The organism is Massilia sp. CCM 8734 (genome assembly GCF_011682155.1).
GTDB classification, from domain to species: Bacteria; Pseudomonadota; Gammaproteobacteria; order Burkholderiales; family Burkholderiaceae_D; genus Telluria_A; species Telluria_A rubra.
In genome coordinates this window covers 65,545-82,033 of sequence record NZ_WHJI01000002.1, presented here as the reverse complement: position 1 = coordinate 82,033, position 16,489 = coordinate 65,545, and the positions used below count along the sequence as shown (strand labels likewise).

At 60.6% G+C, this 16,489-nt stretch carries 33 protein-coding genes; 32 read left to right on the top strand and 1 reads right to left on the bottom strand.

The features are described 5' to 3' along the window. The first annotated feature begins 42 nt into the window (after positions 1 to 42). Genes F2P46_RS02465 through F2P46_RS02390 form a run of 16 tightly spaced genes read left to right on the top strand, consistent with a single transcriptional unit; the run spans position 43 to position 6,973 of the window. Positions 43 to 297, top strand: coding sequence for a hypothetical protein (locus F2P46_RS02465; RefSeq protein ID WP_166884913.1), 255 nt, complete (start codon positions 43 to 45; stop codon positions 295 to 297). Beyond that, complete coding sequence (locus F2P46_RS02460) at positions 294 to 470, top strand: hypothetical protein (protein WP_166884911.1); 177 nt, start codon at positions 294 to 296, stop codon at positions 468 to 470. The genes F2P46_RS02465 and F2P46_RS02460 overlap by 4 nt, the downstream gene beginning before the upstream one ends. After that, entirely contained in the window at positions 467 to 1,027 is a 561-nt protein-coding gene (locus F2P46_RS36965; RefSeq protein WP_208296480.1) for a hypothetical protein, read from the top strand. Before F2P46_RS02460 ends, F2P46_RS36965 begins: the two co-directional genes overlap by 4 nt. Next, positions 1,024 to 1,803 carry a DUF551 domain-containing protein gene (locus F2P46_RS02450; protein WP_166884908.1) on the top strand — a complete coding sequence of 260 codons (780 nt, stop codon included), beginning with the start codon at positions 1,024 to 1,026 and terminating at the stop codon, positions 1,801 to 1,803. The genes F2P46_RS36965 and F2P46_RS02450 overlap by 4 nt, the downstream gene beginning before the upstream one ends. Next, complete coding sequence (locus F2P46_RS02445; protein WP_166884907.1) at positions 1,800 to 2,012, top strand: hypothetical protein; 213 nt, start codon at positions 1,800 to 1,802, stop codon at positions 2,010 to 2,012. Before F2P46_RS02450 ends, F2P46_RS02445 begins: the two co-directional genes overlap by 4 nt. Beyond that, on the top strand, positions 2,009 to 2,254 hold the full coding sequence (locus tag F2P46_RS02440; protein WP_166884905.1) for a hypothetical protein: 246 nt from the start codon (positions 2,009 to 2,011) through the stop codon (positions 2,252 to 2,254). The genes F2P46_RS02445 and F2P46_RS02440 overlap by 4 nt, the downstream gene beginning before the upstream one ends. Then, on the top strand, positions 2,251 to 2,580 hold the full coding sequence (locus F2P46_RS02435) for a hypothetical protein (protein WP_166884903.1): 330 nt from the start codon (positions 2,251 to 2,253) through the stop codon (positions 2,578 to 2,580). The genes F2P46_RS02440 and F2P46_RS02435 overlap by 4 nt, the downstream gene beginning before the upstream one ends. Next, positions 2,577 to 2,807 (top strand): hypothetical protein, encoded by a 231-nt coding sequence (locus F2P46_RS02430; protein ID WP_166884902.1) that lies wholly within the window; start codon positions 2,577 to 2,579, stop codon positions 2,805 to 2,807. Before F2P46_RS02435 ends, F2P46_RS02430 begins: the two co-directional genes overlap by 4 nt. Then, positions 2,804 to 3,307 (top strand): HNH endonuclease, encoded by a 504-nt coding sequence (locus F2P46_RS37410; protein WP_166884900.1) that lies wholly within the window; start codon positions 2,804 to 2,806, stop codon positions 3,305 to 3,307. Before F2P46_RS02430 ends, F2P46_RS37410 begins: the two co-directional genes overlap by 4 nt. Before the next feature lie 57 nt (positions 3,308 to 3,364). Further along, entirely contained in the window at positions 3,365 to 4,102 is a 738-nt protein-coding gene (locus F2P46_RS02420) for a phage antirepressor KilAC domain-containing protein (RefSeq protein WP_166884898.1), read from the top strand. Further along, positions 4,099 to 4,824, top strand: coding sequence for a hypothetical protein (locus F2P46_RS02415; RefSeq protein ID WP_166884896.1), 726 nt, complete (start codon positions 4,099 to 4,101; stop codon positions 4,822 to 4,824). Before F2P46_RS02420 ends, F2P46_RS02415 begins: the two co-directional genes overlap by 4 nt. Then, positions 4,821 to 5,057 (top strand): hypothetical protein, encoded by a 237-nt coding sequence (locus tag F2P46_RS02410; RefSeq protein ID WP_166884893.1) that lies wholly within the window; start codon positions 4,821 to 4,823, stop codon positions 5,055 to 5,057. Before F2P46_RS02415 ends, F2P46_RS02410 begins: the two co-directional genes overlap by 4 nt. Then, positions 5,054 to 5,581, top strand: a complete 528-nt coding sequence (locus F2P46_RS02405; protein ID WP_166884891.1) for a hypothetical protein — start codon at positions 5,054 to 5,056, stop codon at positions 5,579 to 5,581. The genes F2P46_RS02410 and F2P46_RS02405 overlap by 4 nt, the downstream gene beginning before the upstream one ends. Beyond that, positions 5,578 to 6,210: a hypothetical protein gene (locus F2P46_RS02400; RefSeq protein WP_166884889.1), complete on the top strand. Its 633-nt coding sequence runs from the start codon at positions 5,578 to 5,580 to the stop codon at positions 6,208 to 6,210. The genes F2P46_RS02405 and F2P46_RS02400 overlap by 4 nt, the downstream gene beginning before the upstream one ends. Continuing rightward, the gene (locus tag F2P46_RS02395; RefSeq protein ID WP_166884887.1) at positions 6,207 to 6,386 is read left to right on the top strand and encodes a hypothetical protein; all 180 of its coding nucleotides are present in this window, start codon (positions 6,207 to 6,209) and stop codon (positions 6,384 to 6,386) included. The genes F2P46_RS02400 and F2P46_RS02395 overlap by 4 nt, the downstream gene beginning before the upstream one ends. After that, positions 6,383 to 6,973, top strand: coding sequence for a hypothetical protein (locus F2P46_RS02390; RefSeq protein ID WP_166884885.1), 591 nt, complete (start codon positions 6,383 to 6,385; stop codon positions 6,971 to 6,973). The genes F2P46_RS02395 and F2P46_RS02390 overlap by 4 nt, the downstream gene beginning before the upstream one ends. 8 nt (positions 6,974 to 6,981) lie before the next feature. Here F2P46_RS02390 and F2P46_RS02385 read toward each other — a convergent pair whose 3' ends face one another. After that, the gene (locus F2P46_RS02385; RefSeq protein WP_166884883.1) at positions 6,982 to 7,593 is read right to left on the bottom strand and encodes a hypothetical protein; all 612 of its coding nucleotides are present in this window, start codon (positions 7,591 to 7,593) and stop codon (positions 6,982 to 6,984) included. 14 nt (positions 7,594 to 7,607) lie between these two features. On the opposite strand from F2P46_RS02385, the gene F2P46_RS02380 reads away from it, so the two are divergent. The 16 genes from F2P46_RS02380 to F2P46_RS02305 all read left to right on the top strand — a co-directional run bounded on the left by F2P46_RS02380 (position 7,608) and on the right by F2P46_RS02305 (position 15,987). Beyond that, entirely contained in the window at positions 7,608 to 7,799 is a 192-nt protein-coding gene (locus tag F2P46_RS02380) for a hypothetical protein (protein WP_166884881.1), read from the top strand. Further along, a complete protein-coding gene (locus F2P46_RS02375) occupies positions 7,799 to 7,981 on the top strand; it encodes a hypothetical protein (protein WP_166884879.1) in 183 nt (60 codons plus the stop codon). Before F2P46_RS02380 ends, F2P46_RS02375 begins: the two co-directional genes overlap by 1 nt. Beyond that, complete coding sequence (locus tag F2P46_RS02370) at positions 7,978 to 8,295, top strand: hypothetical protein (protein WP_166884877.1); 318 nt, start codon at positions 7,978 to 7,980, stop codon at positions 8,293 to 8,295. The genes F2P46_RS02375 and F2P46_RS02370 overlap by 4 nt, the downstream gene beginning before the upstream one ends. Continuing rightward, positions 8,292 to 8,609 carry a KOW motif-containing protein gene (locus F2P46_RS02365; protein WP_166884875.1) on the top strand — a complete coding sequence of 106 codons (318 nt, stop codon included), beginning with the start codon at positions 8,292 to 8,294 and terminating at the stop codon, positions 8,607 to 8,609. The genes F2P46_RS02370 and F2P46_RS02365 overlap by 4 nt, the downstream gene beginning before the upstream one ends. Continuing rightward, positions 8,606 to 9,571 (top strand): phosphoadenosine phosphosulfate reductase family protein, encoded by a 966-nt coding sequence (locus tag F2P46_RS02360; RefSeq protein WP_166884874.1) that lies wholly within the window; start codon positions 8,606 to 8,608, stop codon positions 9,569 to 9,571. Before F2P46_RS02365 ends, F2P46_RS02360 begins: the two co-directional genes overlap by 4 nt. Further along, positions 9,568 to 10,068, top strand: coding sequence for a nuclease domain-containing protein (locus tag F2P46_RS02355; protein WP_229508975.1), 501 nt, complete (start codon positions 9,568 to 9,570; stop codon positions 10,066 to 10,068). Before F2P46_RS02360 ends, F2P46_RS02355 begins: the two co-directional genes overlap by 4 nt. Positions 10,069 to 10,119: 51 nt before the next feature. Beyond that, positions 10,120 to 12,072, top strand: a complete 1,953-nt coding sequence (locus F2P46_RS38505) for a site-specific DNA-methyltransferase (RefSeq protein WP_208296479.1) — start codon at positions 10,120 to 10,122, stop codon at positions 12,070 to 12,072. Further along, a complete protein-coding gene (locus tag F2P46_RS02345; protein ID WP_166884872.1) occupies positions 12,072 to 12,515 on the top strand; it encodes a hypothetical protein in 444 nt (147 codons plus the stop codon). The genes F2P46_RS38505 and F2P46_RS02345 overlap by 1 nt, the downstream gene beginning before the upstream one ends. Next, positions 12,512 to 12,955 (top strand): hypothetical protein, encoded by a 444-nt coding sequence (locus F2P46_RS02340; protein ID WP_166884870.1) that lies wholly within the window; start codon positions 12,512 to 12,514, stop codon positions 12,953 to 12,955. The genes F2P46_RS02345 and F2P46_RS02340 overlap by 4 nt, the downstream gene beginning before the upstream one ends. Then, entirely contained in the window at positions 12,942 to 13,706 is a 765-nt protein-coding gene (locus tag F2P46_RS02335) for a hypothetical protein (RefSeq protein ID WP_166884869.1), read from the top strand. Before F2P46_RS02340 ends, F2P46_RS02335 begins: the two co-directional genes overlap by 14 nt. Continuing rightward, a complete protein-coding gene (locus F2P46_RS02330; RefSeq protein ID WP_166884867.1) occupies positions 13,703 to 13,912 on the top strand; it encodes a DUF3310 domain-containing protein in 210 nt (69 codons plus the stop codon). Before F2P46_RS02335 ends, F2P46_RS02330 begins: the two co-directional genes overlap by 4 nt. Then, a complete protein-coding gene (locus F2P46_RS02325; RefSeq protein WP_208296478.1) occupies positions 13,909 to 14,256 on the top strand; it encodes a DUF1064 domain-containing protein in 348 nt (115 codons plus the stop codon). The genes F2P46_RS02330 and F2P46_RS02325 overlap by 4 nt, the downstream gene beginning before the upstream one ends. Continuing rightward, the gene (locus tag F2P46_RS02320) at positions 14,256 to 14,651 is read left to right on the top strand and encodes a hypothetical protein (protein WP_166884866.1); all 396 of its coding nucleotides are present in this window, start codon (positions 14,256 to 14,258) and stop codon (positions 14,649 to 14,651) included. Before F2P46_RS02325 ends, F2P46_RS02320 begins: the two co-directional genes overlap by 1 nt. After that, positions 14,648 to 14,818 carry a hypothetical protein gene (locus F2P46_RS02315; RefSeq protein WP_166884864.1) on the top strand — a complete coding sequence of 57 codons (171 nt, stop codon included), beginning with the start codon at positions 14,648 to 14,650 and terminating at the stop codon, positions 14,816 to 14,818. Before F2P46_RS02320 ends, F2P46_RS02315 begins: the two co-directional genes overlap by 4 nt. A gap of 41 nt (positions 14,819 to 14,859) precedes the next feature. Then, positions 14,860 to 15,312, top strand: coding sequence for a dUTP diphosphatase (gene dut / locus F2P46_RS02310; RefSeq protein ID WP_166884862.1), 453 nt, complete (start codon positions 14,860 to 14,862; stop codon positions 15,310 to 15,312). A gap of 117 nt (positions 15,313 to 15,429) precedes the next feature. Then, positions 15,430 to 15,987, top strand: coding sequence for a hypothetical protein (locus F2P46_RS02305; RefSeq protein WP_166884860.1), 558 nt, complete (start codon positions 15,430 to 15,432; stop codon positions 15,985 to 15,987). The last annotated feature ends 502 nt before the right edge of the window (positions 15,988 to 16,489 follow it).

Sequence of the window (16,489 nt, the reverse complement as noted above, 5' to 3'; positions counted from 1 at the left end):
CCAATCCACGGGTTTGACGTGCAATAACGAAGGAGTTGCGAAATGTCAGCAAAAGAAGAAGTGAAGTACGACCCGAACGGGCTGCTCAACGCACTGATCAGCGGTCACGGTCTCAAGAACGACGCCGCACTCGCGCGCCTCATCCAGGTCGCGCCTCCGGTCATCAGCAAGATTCGCAGCTTCACCCTGCCGGTGCGCGACTCGTTCGTCGTGCGGCGCCTTGAGATTGGCAAGATGACGCTGGCGGAAGTTCGCGCGTTCGTGCCTTCGCCGTACGTGGCCGGAGGTCAGCCATGACCGCGCCACAAGTCATCATGGTCGCCTGGCTCGCGTTGAGCCTCGGCGTTTCGATGTCCCAGCATGGGAAGCCGCGCACCGGGAAGCATTCCTTCTGGATCTCCTTGACCGTAGTCGCTATCAACGTGGCGGTACTGTACTGGGGCGGCTTCTTCAGTGGCGGTGCAGCATGAACCGCATTGCCAGCCGCCCAGGCGCGGAAGAACGCAACGAGAAGGTCCGCGCCGTGCTGCGCGCCGCAACGGGCCCGATGTCGCCAACGGAGATTGCCCGGACTATCTCGGAAGAGTGGTGCTGCTACGGCGGCAAGCCATCCGGCGCCACCAGCGCGTCGATCTCGCCGGTGCTCAAGCGCATCGGCGCGGTGCGCATTGCTCTCGCCGGCAAGTGGGCATTGCCATGTCTCGCCCTGATCCAGCCTGTCGAGGTGGCTCGCGACGAGTTCGGATTCTGGACGCACCCGGACCTGCCATCGTTCGACGAAGGCGAAGGCGAGAAATACAACGCCTGGCTGGCTGAGCAGGGTATCCGTGTGTCGATGTCTGCGCTCGAGGACGAGCCGGACGACCATCCCGCATACGTGGCGTACTTCGACAATTCCGACGTCGATGTCTCCAACTGGAATCCGGCCCCGCCTTCAGGCGACGGCTGGTTCCCGCTGGCGATTCACGACACCGAAGACGGTCCTGTCTTCTGCTGGGCGACGCGTGCGCCAGGCGGTGCGGCATGAGCGCCCCGGTGCAGGACGTGCCAGTCGGCATCGTGGCGACGTACAACCGTGGCGGCACTGGCGAGCGTAACGGCATCGAACCAATCGGCAAAGCTCATTGCTCGCTGGCCGAAGAGTTGGAAGCCGGCACGCTGCTTTATATCGCCCCGGTGCAGCAGGCAGCGCCGAGCGCCTGGATCAGTGTCGACGATCGCCTGCCGGAACCGGGTACGTCAGTTCTGATCTTCTTTCCCGAAGACCCAGCAGAGCCCTACCGGATCGACATGTGGGACGAAGACGCGGACGGACCAAACGCCGCTAGTTGGGTTGTTTGGTACGACAGCAACATCACCCACTGGATGCCGCTCCCACCAGCACCCACCGCCGCGCCTGCCCAGCCCGCCGGCCGGGTCGAGCTGCCCGAAGCAAAGCTGTGGATGACGCACGAGTCTCGCTACCGCCTTCAAGATGGTGGCAACTGCAAGGGTGCCGTTCCAGTTCATGGCAAGAAAAGCTCGACGGCAAAACTGCCACTCTTTACCGAAGACCAGATGCGCGCGGCCTTGGCGCAGTCCGCCGACCAGGACAAGCTCGATGCGGCGCGGTATCGAGCGCTGCGTGGTGGGAAGACGATCATCCTGCATGAAGGCGTGTATCCGAAGGATGGAAGCATTTGGGCTTCGCGGTATATCCACAACCCTGGGTGCTTTCCTGAAGTCGTATCAGCCGGCTCCGGAAAGGCCTTTGACCACGCCGTCGACGCCGCCATCCTCGCAGCCAAGGCAGGTGCCGCATGAAGGCCGTCATCATCCTGGCCGCCGCGCTGTGCAGCGCCTGCGCTCCTGATGCCCCAGTCAAGGTCGAGTACGTATGCAGTTCTGCGCAGCGCGAGGCCGCCCAGGTTGAAGCTCAACGGGAGATCTCCATCACCAAGGCATGGGACTCGGTGATCCGCAAGGACCTGTATGACCAAGCGCTTGCGCGGAACTGCGTGGTGAAGCCATGAGCATCATCACCAAAGAGGGCATCACCGTCAAAGTCGGCCAGGTCTGGCGCGATCTGGATGTGCGTACGCAAGGTCCGCAGGGCGGGCCGCGCATGTGCACAGTAGTGGGTGTCTACCCGGTTAATGGCTACGCACATATGAGCGTCAACGGCGCCCAGCCTTATCGCACGACGCGCCTTCAGATCGCCCGCATGCACAAGACCACCACTGGCTGGGTGCTGGTATCGGAGCCGGCAGCATGAGCGCGCCCACCGAACGCGAGCTGATGGAGCGGGCCGCGAAGGCTGTGGGCCTTCGGTTTTGGCCGGGGGATGCCTGGCGCGATGAGCCTACGGGCGGCGGCCTGCTGCTGATTAGCGGGCTATGGTTGTGGAACCCGATCACCGATGCCGGCGACCGCTACCGCCTGGCGCAGACACTCGGCATGAACATCGACTTCGCTGACTGCTGTGTCTGGAAGCGCACAGCGACCGACGTGATCCAGGAGTTCTGGGGCGCGCACTACGAGGGCGACGACGATGCGCACGCCATTGTGCGGCTGGCGGCCGTAATCGGGAGCGCGCAATGATCGGCGCACCAGCATTCGCCCTGGGCCGCGAGCGGAAACTACCCCACTCGCTGAACCACGACGCACGCTGCGAGTACTGCGGCTTCGATGCTGCAGAGGGATACCACCAGTTGGTGCAGATAACGCCGGACCACCAGCCAGTTCGCATGCCGGACTACGCCAGGTTCTGCGAGGAGCGCAGGAAGGTGATGCGCGAAGTAATCGGAAAAGGACGGATCAGCAAGTGAACAAGCTACCGAGTCAATCAGAGTTGCATGCGCTTTTTCACTACGACCCAAACAACGGGCTGTTCATCTACCGTGTTTCTCCGAGTCGTCGAGTATCGGTCGGCTCGATCGCTGGATGTCAGCACAACGGGTACATCCGGATATTCATAAATCGGGTGGCATACAAGGCTCATCGACTCGCCTGGATGTACGTGCACGGAAAGGAGCCGAGCAACTTGCTTGACCACATCAATGGCGGGGGTGTCGACAACCGGATTGCAAATTTGCGAGAGGCATCTAACGCCGAGAACATGCAGAACACCAAATTGGCGATCACAAACAAATCTGGCGTCACAGGGGTGCACTGGGTCGATCGCGACAAAAGATGGCGGGTACGAATTGGGCTTGATGGACAGCAAAAAAGTATCGGGAGCTTTAGGAAAAAGGAGGACGCAATTCAAGCATGCGAAAAGGCTAAAAAAACGCTCCACCCGTTCCAAACAGTTTTCGCAAAAAAGTAAAGCCCGCGTTCGAGGCGGGCTTAGTAAAACGAAGTGCTTTTTACAACAGAGGACCAAATGTTACCACAAAAATTTACGGGCGCTGTACCGGCGATGTCCAGCATTGAGCTGGTCGACGTCATCAACTCGGCGCGGGAGCCCGGGAAGCCGAAAATTCGACACGACCGATTGATGGTCAAAGTCGCCAAGGTGCTGGGCGTCACCGCTCCATCGTTCTATGGAACGGTGAGTAGACCGCAGCCAGCCGGCGGAACGCGCGAATATCCATGTTACTACCTGCCGAAACGTGAGGCAGAGCTAGTGGTGATGTCGGAATCCTACGAGGTCCAAGCGAAAGTTTATGACCGCATGACGGCGCTCGAAGTTGGGCGCGCCACGCCGCCGGCCCCAATCCTCATCCCGACAAGCTTCGCCGCAGCGCTGCGCCTGGCAGCCGATCTGCAGGAGCAGAAGGATCATCTCGAGACCAAGATTGCCAGTGACGCCCCGAAGGTCGCCTTCGCCGAAACGATCCGCGCGATGGAGGGTGTCTGCCACGTCGAAAAGGTAGCCAAGACCCTCGGCTACGGGCGGAACAAGTTTTTCAGGATGATGCGTGCTGACGGCATCCTCATGAATAGCAACCTCCCTTATCAGAAGTACATCGACCGCGACTATTTCACGGTGATCGAGCAAGACCCATACACCGACAGCAAAGGTGTCTCTCATCCCACGTTCACGGCAATGGTGACCGGCGCCGGGCAAGTCTTCCTGGCCAAGAAATACGCAACCCCTGAAATGGAGACCGCATTATGAATCGCGACACAAGCAATAGCCAGGGCGCGCGCCCGGTAATTTCCAATCTGCGGCTGACGGCGAAGCTGATTCCGATCATCGCGCCATTCATCGCAAAGAACGATATCCGCTACTACCTTTCGGGCGTCAACGTTCGCCCGCATAAGAGCGGCGGCGCCATCATCTGTGCGACCAATGGCCATGCACTCGGCGCGATCCACGACCGGGAAGCCATTTGCGATGAAGAAGTAACGCTTCGCCTGGACGCCCGCATGCTCCAGTCCTGCGCCGGCAACATCCACGGCAACCGGATTATCAAGGTGCTGAACGACCGCCTGGTTGTTGTAGAGGGTGACAGCGAAGCGGAGGCGTACATTCAGGCTGGCGATCCAGTGATCGATCCAGTGGCGGCGTTTCCGCGCTATGAGCGAGTGATTCCCGAGCTTTCAACCATTCAGCCTGGCTTGCTTGGCAGTTATTCGGCCGACCTGGTCGCCTTGCTCGAGCGGGCAGCGACTGCTGCAGCGAAATCGAATGGGACGTCAAAAATCAAGTTCAACGGCATCCAGTTCTTCAACGTGAATGGCAACGCCTGCGGCAGCGCAGTTGCTCGAATTCCTGCGGCAGAGGACTTCATCGGCGTCATCATGCCGATGCGCGCCGATGCAGTAGTGGGCGTCCCTTCATGGTGCGGACAAATGGCTAAGGTCGACGATCTCGCCGGAATGGGGGTCGCGGCATGAATCACTCAAGCATTCATCACCAAGGCAAGGTACTCGTCCGCGAGATTTCTCACGCGTTTGCGCAAGAGCACTCCGGGCGGGACAGGAAGCTGATCGCATGGCGCTTGGCGGACCTGGCCAAGATTAAGAAAGCGCCGGGCACCAGATTCCAGGACCTGGTCAACGACGAGCTCGAGGCGCGCTATGCACTGCGCGAGGTTGCTGATTCCCTGATTGCTAAGGGGCATCCATGACCAAGGCCAAAAACGCCGTTGCCCGCCCATCGCGCAGCGAGAACCTGAAGCGCCTCATCGTGGCGTTGCGCAATGGGAATAGGAGCCGGGTTCAAGTATCCGAAATTCTGAACGTTTCGCCGGCAAATGCGGGTAAATACCTCGGCGAACTTAAGTGCGAAGGAGTTATAGCCTTTGCCCCAAATGACGTTTTGAATAGGGACGGCTACAAGCGCCCGTCGTATGCTCTGGTCGCCAACGAGCAAGCGATCCAGGACTACCTCTCCGGCCTGGACGCCCCTGTTCCGCCGACAGTTCGCCAAGCGCGTTTGATCGCCGCGCGGGTTCGCCGGGAAGCGAAAGCCACACCGCCGCGCATCGAAACGGTGAAAGTCGATCCGCTCGCGCTGCCGGGCAAGTTCTTCAACCCGCCAGCGGCGCCGGCAGAACCGGCGGATCGCATCGAGCGCGCGCCGGCCAAGCCGACCGGCTTCGCGGCCCTGGCTACCGTTCGCTTCCAGCTGGCCAGCGAGGTGTGCGCATGAAAGAGCGTCCAATCCTCATGAACGCGCCGATGGTGCGTGCGCTGCTCGACGGCAGCAAAACACAAACACGCCGAATTATGAAGCCGCAGCTGGTTTATGGCGACGTGTGCGGGCTGTTCCCGTCGTGGTATTTGCCGAACAAAGCGCGCACTGGCGGCACGCTATACCCGAATGGGAAAGACACAATTCTCGCAATGTGCCCATACGGCGATCCAGGCGACCAACTTTGGGTGCGTGAAACCTTCCAGCCGCTGTTCGCCGATGGACGCGAACATGGCGCCGATGCGCCCGACTGGGAAACAGGCGAAGGGTACACGGTTACATACCCGGCTACCGATGCCGTCGTCGAATGGATTGATGGCGACGACAACATCACGTCGGGCTGCAAGCCTTCCATTCACATGCCGCGCTGGGCCAGCCGCATCCAGCTCGAAATCGTCTCGGTGCGCGTCGAGCGGCTGAACGATTGCAGCGAAGCGGACGCCAAGGAAGAAGGCATTAACCCAGCGACCTGTGTCCACGAATACTACGACGGCTATGCCAAGTTGTGGAACGAAATCAACGGCGCTGGGAGCTGGGAATCCAATCCGTGGGTCTGGGTTATCGAGTTACAGAGGATCAAGCCATGATCGCCGCCACCAACCAAATTGGATTCGTCGTGCAGCGCTTCGACGGCCCGGACATCGGCTGGTTCGCCATCACCGAACCGGTCACGCGCGACGAGGCCAAGCAGCAGCTCGCCAACCTGGTGCGCACGCCGGGCGCCGAGTACCGCGTCTATGCAGCGCTGGAGACGAGATCATGAGCGGCAAACCAAGTCATGGGCTTTCCTACACGCCCGAATACAAAGCATGGCAGACGCTGCGCCTTCGCTGCACGGTGCCGACCAACCCGGCCTACAAAGACTATGGCGCGCGCGGCATCACTGTCTGCGATCGCTGGGTTGATTCAGTTGAGAACTTCCTAGCCGATATGGGCGCGAAGCCGTCGCCGGCGCACGAACTGGATCGCGAAAACAACGACAAAGGCTACTCACCGGAAAATTGCCGGTGGGTGACGCGCAAGGTCAATGATCGCAATCGTCGATCGAATCGCATGGTCGAGTACAAGGGCGAGACTCAAGCGCTGGTGCATTGGTGCGAGCGCTTCGGCATCCGCCAAGATACGGCCAAAAAGCGCCTCGACGCGGGATGGACTCCGGAAAAATGCTTCGGCACCGCTGCTAGAGAGAAGGCGGCGAACGGTCAAGCAAAGCCGCTGACGCATCCATGCGCTACGTGCGACGCGCCAACCAGGGGCGCGCTGTGCCGAGTCTGTGAAAACAAGGCCCGGCCAGCCCGCGTCAACTCCGCGCACGAGCGCGAGATCGTCGCGAGGGCGGCGTCAAGGTGACTATGGCTTTATATCCCAATCTGAGCCATGCCCGTGCGGAAGAAGGCAATTGCCTTGTTCGCCTTCGTGTGCAACTCAGGAGCAATCTGCTGGACGTTTGGCATGGTTGGCAGTGGACCCGCACACAAGGCCAGGATGATATCTGCGGTCGAATCAATGTGTATTACGCCCGTGGCCATGTCGGCCGATCCAAGATCATGAATGGGGATGTTGGTCAAACTACTCCGAATCACCTCGCAAACATGCTTACTCGAGGAAAGGGAGATTTGAAGGTCCGCGACATCATTATTCGCTGCAGCGACCTGCATATGGTTGATGCAGGCATGTATTTGCCAATACGCGCTCTCGACTACGACCGAGACGGTGTTTGCACGGCGTGTGAGCGCGACGCTATCCGCTTGGGCAATCAATCGTGCTGCGTGAGCATTTTGCCGACTCATCACATAAATAGCGACGACCAATGCCGCAATGGAACCCACTGCCTGTACCCACGATGCCCAATGCTCCCGGGTGAGGTTCATGTCGAGACCAATGTTCACCAGGTTCATAACGGCAACAAAGAGAAGCAGCCAAAAACGCGACTTTTTCCAAAGAACTCTTATGAGTGGATAAATTTTCATAGAGGAATCCTACCATGTCACTAGGCCACGCATCTAACGACCGCTACCGCGCGGCGACGCAGCAGATCATCCCGGTCAGCCCATCGAAGCGCATGACGTGCTCGTGCTGCAAGAACCACAAGAGCATCGGCCAGTTCCCTGTGGGGCAGGACGTGTGCGTGAAGTGCAACCCGCAGCCCGCAGGCTGGCGCCGAGGAGGTATCTGATGAACATCACTGCAATCTCGATCGCCGTCCAGATCGACGGCAAGGCCTACTTCGTCGCGCTGCCACACGAGCGCCTGGTGCTGCTGATGAAGCTGGCCGAGGGCCTTTCCGATTCCGGTCAGCTGCCAGTCGTCGCAGCACCGGCGAGCTACAAATTTATGCCAGTGAAGGAAATGCGATGAGCACCGAAAGCAAAGTCCAAAGGCTCTACGCCGTCAACATGGTAGTGACCGCGGTTGTCGTCGCCACTAGCGAGATCGATGCCGAGCGGGTGTTCCGCGCCCACAAAAGCGCGATCATTTCCGACGGCGACTACGATCCGGAATGCGACTACGAAGTCAAGCAAGGGAGCCCATTACCGCACGGCTGGAAAGAAGATTGCCTCCCCTACGGGAACCTGGTCGATCAGACCATCGGCCAATGGCTCGACCTGGCGCCGCCTGAAGTAGTGCGCGACACCAAGACCATCGACATGTTTGTCGAGGTGGCGCCATGAACTGCAAGCCAGGAGACATGGCGATTTGTGTAGAAGGCCGCCACAAAGGGCGTATTGGCACCGTCGTCGAATTGTTTGCCGGTGGGAAATGCGGCGGAGTGGATTTCTTCAACATCCCGGCTGGGCTTGGCCCTATATGGGTTTTTGAAGCCCCTGGCGGCTTCACGCTTGACGGAAAAACCATCACGGAGGGGCCATTTCCAGATGCGTGGTTGAGACCCATAGCTGGGCCGTTGCCATCCGATGCCGCGGCGCGCCAGGCCATGCTGGATTGCATTGAGCGGGCGAAGCAGCCGATGGAGGTCGAATCATGAGCATCATTCACGTCGTTTCGGTATCCGGTGGCAAGGACAGCGCCGCGACCCTGCTGCTGGCTATCGAGCGCTTCGGTGCGGAGAACGTGCGCGGCATCTTCTGCGACACGGGGAACGAGCACGAGGAGGTCTACAAATACCTCGAATACCTGGAACTTGCCACCGGTGTTGTCATTGCGACGTTGAGGGCGGACTTCACCGGCGAGATCGCCCGCAAGCGCATGTTCATCGCGCGCGACCAGCGCACGCGGCGCGGTGCCGATGGCCGCAAGGTCCGCTGGACGAACAAAGCCAAGCGCCGGGCCCTGGCTGTGCTGCACCCCAGCGGCAACCCGTTTCTTGACCTGTGCCTCTGGAAGGGGCGCTTCCCTTCGCGCAAAGCGCAGTTTTGCACCGAGGAGCTCAAGCGCAACATGGCCGTCGAGTACCAGCTTGGGCTAATGGAGCAAGGGTACACCGTAGTGAGTTGGCAAGGTGTGCGCCGCGACGAGTCGCAAAACCGGCGCAACGCGAAGAAGTTCGAGCGCGTCGGCGGCGGCCTGTATATCTTCCGGCCGCTAGTCGAATGGTCTGCAATGGACGTGTTCGCATACTGCGCATCGAAGGGCGTGCAACCAAACCCCCTTTATAAGCAGGGAATGGGGCGCGTCGGCTGCATGCCGTGCATCAATGCCAACAAGGCCGAGCTCAAGCAGATTGCGCTTCGCTTCCCGGAGCACCCCGAGCGGATTTCGCAGTGGGAGTGGAAGGTGCTCAACGCCAGCAAGCGCGGCGGCGCCACGTTCATCCCGGCCGAGAACGGCGGTAAGTTCGTCCAGAACAGCCTGGCTCACGCGAAGGAGAATGATATTTACGCGGTGATCGAGTGGGCGCAAACCTCGCGCGGCGGCAAACAATTCTCGCTGCTGACGGCCCTGGACGATGGCACGGCATGCGCTTCGGCGTACGGGTTGTGCGAATGATGCGCCGCTCGCAACTGAAACAAGGCGCCGGCCTGAAGCACACCGCGTTCAAGCAGAAGGTGCCGTCGACGAGCACCGGGATCCTGCGCGTGGCTGCGGCCGAGAGAAAGGCTCCGGCGCGCAAGGCGGCGATGAAGAAAAGTCGCCCGAAGATGATGCCCATCCGCAAGTCAGCCGAAGGCGAGGCATGCACCCTGCGGTTCCCCTGCTGCTGCGGCGACCCGGCCACAACTGTCTGGGCGCATTCGAACAGCCACAAGGACGGCAAGGGCATGGGCATCAAGGCCAGGGACGAGGAAGGATGCTACGCCTGCGTGACTTGCCACAGTTGGCTCGATGGCGGCTACGCCGGCAGCATGCCACGTTCGCTGGTCGACCGCTACTTCGACCTGGCGCGCCACGAAAGCCAGGGAGTATTACGGTCCAAGGGCCTTATGAAAAGCGAGTCCGCATCGGTTGCACCCGGCACGGACTCTGATCAAAAAACCACCTACTAGGGGATTTATCTTGACTAAGCGAATTGTAGCAGTCATGGAATGGGCGTACTCATGAAGCCCTACACCATTATTCACGGCGATTGCATCACCGAGATGAGCAAGCTGCCGGAGAGCAGCGTGGACGCGATCGTTTGCGATCCGCCGTATGAGTTATCGAACGACGGTAAGCAAAGCGCCAGTCGGGTCTTTTTTGAATTCGCTTTCCCAGAGAATGCGAAGATCAAATCCCATCTCGCGGGCGGCAACGCACTTCCGCTGTTCATAGACAAGGTTCTTGGCTTGGGAGTGGCCGGCGACCTCCCACGTCCATCTTCCCCCATGCCAATAATTCCCGTGGCACTCAATGATGAGGCGGCGCTCGGGAAGGATGATGTCAAACACACATCCGAAAGTGCCGTTTTGGTTTCGTCCGACAGCGCTGTCGCCAACATTGAAGCCGAGCCGGCGCAGCACCTCGGCTGCTTTGCGCTCAAACTTGCTGACCCCACCAAGTTGTTTCAAATTTTGAATGGCGTTGGTGCGGGCTTTGTTTCTAGCGGAATCGGGATAGGGCTTTCCGGATTTTCGTCGAGTCTCCCATGCTTTAATTCCGGCAGCGGTCCGATCGTACTGGCTGACGAGAACGTAGGGTGCGTTGACGGTGCGCTGACGGATCTTGTACGCGCATTCACTGGAGCAGGATGTAGCCCCGTACTTGGTTTTGATCTGGGACGGGGAGCGGTAGAAGTATTTTCCGCAAACGGTGCACGACTGTTCGCTGCCATTTTGCTTTTGAGTGGCGCGCAGCTGGTAAGAGCAAGCCCGACCGCAAGTCGTTTGCCGGCCATGCTTGAGGCGCGTCGCGTCAGCGTTATAGATGATCTTGCAAACCGGGCATTCACGTTTGATCTCATTGTCCATGAGCAAAGTATAGCGTCTTCGGGCTTTATGGGGAAACAGTGGGACGGATCGAAAATCGCCTACAACATCGAGGTGTGGGCCGAGGCCCTGCGCGTGCTCAAGCCGGGCGGCCACCTGCTAGCGTTCAGCGGCACGCGCACGCAGCACCGCATGGTGTGCGCAATCGAGGACGCGGGCTTCGAGGTGCGCGATCAGATTGGCTGGTTGTATGGATCGGGCTTCCCCAAGTCGCGCAATTTGGACGGCGACTGGCAGGGCTGGGGCACTGCGCTCAAACCGGCCTGGGAGCCGATCTGCGTGGCGCGCAAGCCGCTGGCCAAGGGCTGCACCGTGTCCGCCAACGTGCTGGCGTTCGGTACCGGCGCATTCAACATCGACGACTGCCGGGTCGGGTGGCCTGGCGGCGCAGCCCCCGAAATTGGCACTCCGGCCTGGGGCGGTCCTGCCAAAAAACTGACTGCAGTACCGGGGCAAGAGGGTGAAACGGTTGAGCGGGCCGCGCCTTCGCAGCTCGGCCGCTGGCCGGCCAACCTCATTCACGACGGCAGCGCCGAGGTGGTGGCGCTGTTCCCGACCGCGCCGGGGCAACAAGGCCGCGCCCGCACGGACGGCGGAGCGCAAGGGAATAGCGTTTTCGGCGCGCTGCGCCACGTCACGAACAACCCCGAGCCACGTAGCGACACCGGAAGCGCCGCCCGCTTCTTCTACTGCGCCAAGACCAGCCCGGCCGACCGGCACGAGGGCCTGGACGCACCAGGTCCGCAGTTCAAGAAGGGCAGCACGCTTCGCGACGCCGAGAACCTGGGCAGCGATCGCAAGGGCAACCATCACCCGACCGTCAAGCCGACCGAACTGATGCTGTACCTCGTGCGCCTGATCACGCCGCCCGGCGGCAAGGTGCTTGACATGTTCATGGGCAGCGGCAGCACGGGCAAGGGATGCATGCGCGGCGGCTTCGAGTTCGTCGGCATCGACATGACCGCCGAGTATATTCCGATCGCCACCGCGCGCATCGAGTTCGAGCACGCAAAGGTGACGGCTGCAGCAGAGCTGGCCGCCATCCCTGCGCCGCAGTTGGATATGTTCGCCAGGGAGGTCGCATAATGCCCGCCCCAACTAACGGTCGCCCGCGCGCGGCAAACAAGCGCCCGGATTCACGGCGCGCAGCGTCGATCGCTTTGATCCTTGGATCGCTGCCTGGAACAAAGACGCAGCTTGTTGAGCGCACCGGTATCTGCCGGGATGTCGTCTACTCGGCGGTGAATCAGCTGCACTCAGAGCCAGGTCGACAGATTCGCATTTGCAAGTGGTTGCCGCATCCGCTGGGCGGGCCGTCGATGGCGGTCTACGAAGTCGGTACAGAGCCGGATGCGAAGGACACGCTTCGCCGCCTTACCAAAGCGCAGATCAGCGCGCGCTACTACGCCAACTTGAAAAAGACAGATCGCTACGATCAGATGAAGGCGAAGTGGCGTAGCAAGCACTGGGAAAAGAAGGCCGCCAAAGTGCCGAACAACTGGCTGAACATCCTCGGGGGTGCCGCATGAATTCGACATACGAGGAACTTCAGATCGAAGCCGAAGCACTTCGCGCCGAGGTCATCGCCCTGCGTGCGCTGGTCAACGTTAAGCCGGCGAAACGGAATGACTATCCGGACGAGTTCGAAGAAGTATGGGCCGCCTATCCAGCGCGCTCTGGCGCCAACAAGGTTAGCTCGTTCAAGGCCTGGGGTACACGGGTCAAGGCGGGCACCAAGCCGGCTGACATCCTGGCCGGCGTCAAGCGCTATGCCGAATACGTGAAAAGCGAGCGCACCGAGGATCGCTACATCAAGCAGCCGGCAACGTTCTTCGGACCCGACGAGCACTTCTTGCTGCCTTGGGCATCCAAGCGCGGCGGGGCAGGGCGACAGTCGTTGAATGAGGAAGCCAAGCGCCGCCTGTTCGGGGGCTACGACGAGTTCGGAGGTCTGGATGCGCCAAGGTGACTACGACGCCTTTGCCAAGCTGTTGGACGACGCCTACGACATGATCAGCTGCGGCACCAAGGTGCTGAGCGCTGACGCCAGGGCGATGTTCTTCCGCGCCGTGGCCAAGTATCCGCTTGATGTTTTTCGCGGTGCGCTGCATGCCCACATTATGGGCAAAGACGGGAAGTTCGTCCCGCAGCCGGCGCACATCAATGAGCAGATTGCGCTGATGGCCGAGGGTGACGGCCGGCCCGGCGCCGAGGAAGCCTGGGCGATCGCGCTCACTGGGCGCGACGAAGAATCGACGGTCGTGTGGACGGCAGAGACGGCGGCCGCGCTGTTCATCTGCCGCCCGGTCCTGGACTCGAGCGGGGCGATCAGCGCGCGGAAGTCGTTCCTTGAAGCGTACACCCGACTGGTGGCGGAAGCGCGCGCCGCGCACCAGCCGGCGCAATGGGTGGCGTCGATTGGCTGGGACAAACGGCAGCACGCCACGGCTATCAGGGGTGCGGTCAACGCCGGTCGACTGCCGGCGCCGGCCGCCGCGGCGCTGCTTGAAGGCCCGGCTGGCGATCCAACGCCAGACTCCGAGGCGCGGGCGCAGCTGGCCAGGGTGAAGCAGATGATCAAGGACGGAGCCGAAGAACGGGAGCTCAAGCGCCTGGCCGAAGTGGAGCGCGTGCGCTTGGCCGACGAGGAATATAAGCGCACAACGAATGCCCAGGTGCAGCAGCGCCTGGCGGAAACCCAACTGGAAAGAATGCAATGACTGACAACATCAATAATCCTAAGCATTACACGAGCCATCCGTCGGGCGTGGAATGCATCCAGATCACCGAGCACATGAGCTTCAACCTTGGCAACGCGATCAAGTACCTGTGGCGCGCGGACGAGAAGGGCGCTCCACTGGACGACCTGAAGAAGGCTGCCTGGTATATCACGCGCGAAATTGCAAAGCGCGAGGCTGCGAAATGATCGGCCGCCAACTACAGGCGCTCGGCCGGCTCAAGGTCGGTGCCATGAATAAGACCGAGGTCGCCTATGCCGCCACGCTCGAGCAGCGAAAGCAGGCCGGGGAGGTGGCCTGGTACAAGTTCGAAGGACTCAAGTTCCGCCTGGCCGACAACACGTTCTACACGCCTGATTTTGTGGTGATGCTTGCCGACGGTGCGTTGGAAGCGCACGAGGTTAAAGGCTTCTGGCAGGACGACGCGCGCGCCAAGATCAAGATCGTCGCAGACCTGTACCCGATTCGATTCATCGCCATCCAGGCCCGCCCGAAGAAAGACGGCGGCGGCTGGAAAGTGGAGGACTTCTGATGACGACCATCTACAACCCGCTCGACATCTTCGCGCGCAAGCAGAAGGTCGGCGCGGACGATACGCGACTGATCGCCATGCCGGCGATGATCCACCTGGACGCTGCCAAGCGCGGGCAGTGCACTGCATCCGGCGCCAACTTCCTGACCCAGCACCTGATCATTGCCAGCTTCATCGCCGCGCGCACGAAGTCCAAGGCATTTCATGGCCAGGTCACGAAGGCGTACGCCGCGCTTCAGAAGGCAAGCGCCAGGCCGACGAAGCTGCTCGATCTGACCACCGGCGAGCACAAGGCCATCGCTGCAGCAATTAAGACGTACCTGTGCGCCATGCCGAACGTCGAGGTGGGCGTGATGAATGATGCGTGCAAAGTCGCCGAGCGGGCGATGCAATGAGCGATCGCCCACTTACTCGCGCCGAGCTGGCCGAAGTCTACCGGATGCGTGAGAACAAGCCGGCGACCAAGGTGGCCGGCGTGGACGGCTGGCGCGACCCGGCCTGCTGCGTCAAGTACCTGCGCGAGCGGATCGAGCGCGAGCAGCGGAAGCGCTGGAAGAAATGACGGGCAGCTGCCCACCGAGCCGGGCAGCACTTGAAAGGACGATGATGAAATTGAAAGTGAAGAAGCTGCACCCGGATGCAATCCTACCAACCTACGCAACCGATGGTGCGGGCTGCTTTGACCTACATGCCCTCGATGGTGATGACTTCAAGCCGCACCCGCGTGATCAGCACGCTGCTATATTCCGCACCGGCCTGGCGTTCGAGATCCCGCCCGGATGGGTCATGGAGATCCACAGCCGCAGCGGGCAGGGCTTCAAGGACGCCATTCGCTTGTCGAACTGCACGGGCCAGATCGACTCGGACTACCGCGGCGAGGTGATGGTTGCGCTGCGCTTCGACGGCGATGACGATGCCCGATGCCCCAAGGTCCGAACGGGCGATAGGATCGCACAGGCGAAGCTGGTAGCGTCGCCGCGCGTCGAATTCGATCTGGTCGACGAGCTGGGCGATACGGCGCGGGAAGGCGGGGGATTCGGCAGCACCGGCGCATAAAGCAGCTCTGCCGAGTCAAGCGATTTGGGTGTTTCGACGAAGAAAAATATTTCCCATTGGACTCTTGTAAACTTGCAGCAATATGGTAAGGTGGGAAGGTCTTCTTGTGGGGAAACTATGGGATTTGCTGAAAAACACCTTCAATCGCTCGGCTCATCCAATCTCATGGATGACTGCTTTCACCACCAGACCGACGCACTTCAGGCTGCCGCACGTGCTGATAAGTCCGCGCGCAACATCGGTTCGTTGCTGTCGCGCGTCAAATACGCGGATGGCACGTTGGGCAAGAAGTTCGAGGGCAATGCGCAGAACTTGGCCGGCTTGTTGCGCGAATGGCTCGCCATCGTGACCGAGAAGGGCACCGCGCGGCGTTGGGTGAAGCCCGAGGACATTGCCATTGCGCCGATCACGTTTCGACGGGTGGCCAACGCCTCGCTTGCCCACTTTTTGGACGGCAAGTGCGCCCAGTGCCACGGCACCGGTGTCGCCGAGAGCAAGCGCGCCTGCATTCCATGCAAGGGATCGGGCAAGATCGAATTGACGGGCCTGAGCGGCTACGAGGCCAAGCTGGTGCTCGACATGGTGTCGGAGTTGGGCGCCATCGAATCGACACACGCAGCCATCGCAAGCGCACTGTTGCGCAAGCATGACCTGGTGACCGAAGAAATTTCCTGAAACTGTGTATACAAACAGTGGTTTCGTGTAGAATTGCAATTCTCGATGTGATGTAAATTTCTCCCAGGCTTGTGCTAGACGCGAAAGCGACAACGACCCCTGGGATTTCATATAGTGCAAGCCTACCGATGGTTTCGCTCGCACTGAAATTTACGCAGCACAGTCGCACGTAGTACCCAGCAGATAGCTGGGACGAACCCGAAAGCCCGCCTTGAGCGGGTTTTTTGCTTTCCGCTCCCAGCGAGGCAGATATGGTGAACGTGACACACCCCGACAAAGAACTCGTTCGCGCGTACATGAGTGCGCCCGAACGCAAAGAAAGCCCGCCGCCGTCGCCTGACCAGATCAAGCGACAGCTCGGGTGGGGCCTGATCCCGGAAAGCGGGCAGGCTCCGGAGGTGTCCGAATAGAGTTCCCGCTCTGCGAAAGCATCGGGCTGAAACCCTGCTATTACGAGGGGTCGCCCGGGTTGATCGCCAGGCGTTGTTCTTTGAAGGTGAAG